General features: G+C 45.0%; 3 protein-coding genes. 2 read left to right on the plus strand and 1 reads right to left on the minus strand.

Annotated features, from left to right (window positions below; translation table 11 throughout):
* Positions 1 to 475: pentapeptide repeat-containing protein (locus EJE49_RS08840; protein ID WP_223246885.1), on the plus strand; the 475-nt coding region annotated here is incomplete at its 5' end.
* A gap of 16 nt (positions 476 to 491) precedes the next feature.
* Positions 492 to 938: a hypothetical protein gene (locus tag EJE49_RS08845; RefSeq protein WP_124950088.1), complete on the plus strand. Its 447-nt coding sequence runs from the start codon at positions 492 to 494 to the stop codon at positions 936 to 938.
* Here EJE49_RS08845 and EJE49_RS14235 read toward each other — a convergent pair.
* Positions 906 to 1099, minus strand: a 194-nt coding sequence (locus EJE49_RS14235; RefSeq protein ID WP_223246886.1) for a hypothetical protein, incomplete at its 5' end; no start/stop codon positions are given. The two genes, EJE49_RS08845 and EJE49_RS14235, sit on opposite strands and share 33 nt — an antisense overlap.

The raw sequence follows: 1099 nt of genomic DNA on the forward strand, positions 1-1099 counted from the left end.
TTTGCTTAAGCACAACCACTACTTTGGCACTTGGATGCCGTATTGGGAAGTGGGCGTCCATTCCATTACGTTAGGGAAATTCATGCTGCATGAAGGCGAGACATACCGCGAAGCGAAGCAAGTCAAAGACGTATTGGCTTCACGCGATGCCATGTTCCGTTATTGCTCCTTTGAGTCCGCAAACTTAGAGGGCGGAGACTTCGATGATGTGTTTATTTCCTGCGAGTTTCGCGATCTTGATTTCTATTGGGGCATGTTCAACTTGGCGTTATTTTTCAACTGCAAGTTTGAACGCTGCACATTTCGGGGTACATCATTTGCTGGTTGTCGGTTCATGGAATCCACGTTTGCTGACTGTCGTTTCCTGAAAGATAATCTTGCTGCCCCGTGTGACGCACCGGACACTAAACTTTTCGCTTGTAGCGCAGAGAACTGTGAGGGATGGAATGAGTTGTTCGACAATCGTGTACCCTAATAGACGTTAGAACTCAATGCAAATAATCGCATATTTCACAATATTATTTATCTACGTTTGTATCGCGTGTATTGCGGTTGCACTTTGCTTAATAGTTGCCGTTTCGTCATCTCGCAGAAATATTGCTAAGCGCATTGCTGGGGGCATTGTTGGCTCTTTTCCAGGAGTTTTTTTGTTTCAAGCCTTGTCCATGCCATTTGTAATAGCGGCTCTCTTGTTGTGCTTGGGGCTAAATCAAGTTATCGGTGAGCTGAGTGGTGCATCACAAGTTATTTATGCTACCTTGGCATTACTTTCAACATTTGGGTTGTTTACTGTGGCTTCAATTACAGGTTTTATTGTTGGTTGGGGTGTTGGTTATCGCGTTGCTTCAGGCATCGCTTTAAAAACTGCAATTCAATCCAGCCGTGTTCTTGCTTATCCTCTGCATTTAACTCGGTGGAAGTTTAAAAATGAGGTCTAACCCTGCAGTCAAGCGGGACTGGCCGTTATGCAGCTTCGGTTTGGCGTGTAGTATCGTTTTGCTTTTAGGGCTACGTTGCGTTTCAGACGCGGCCAGCCCCTTACTTTTACGTTGACGCTGTAGAAAAACCCCTTTTTCACTGATTTTCGGACGCAATTTTC

Origin of the sequence: Sulfuriferula thiophila, from assembly GCF_003864975.1 — a bacterium.
Classification (GTDB): domain Bacteria; phylum Pseudomonadota; class Gammaproteobacteria; order Burkholderiales; family Sulfuriferulaceae; genus Sulfuriferula; species Sulfuriferula thiophila.

Coding starts and splice junctions, on each gene's coding strand:
- EJE49_RS08845 (WP_124950088.1), top strand. CDS start 492: ATGCAAATAATCGCATATTTCACAATATTATTTATCTACGTTTGTATC.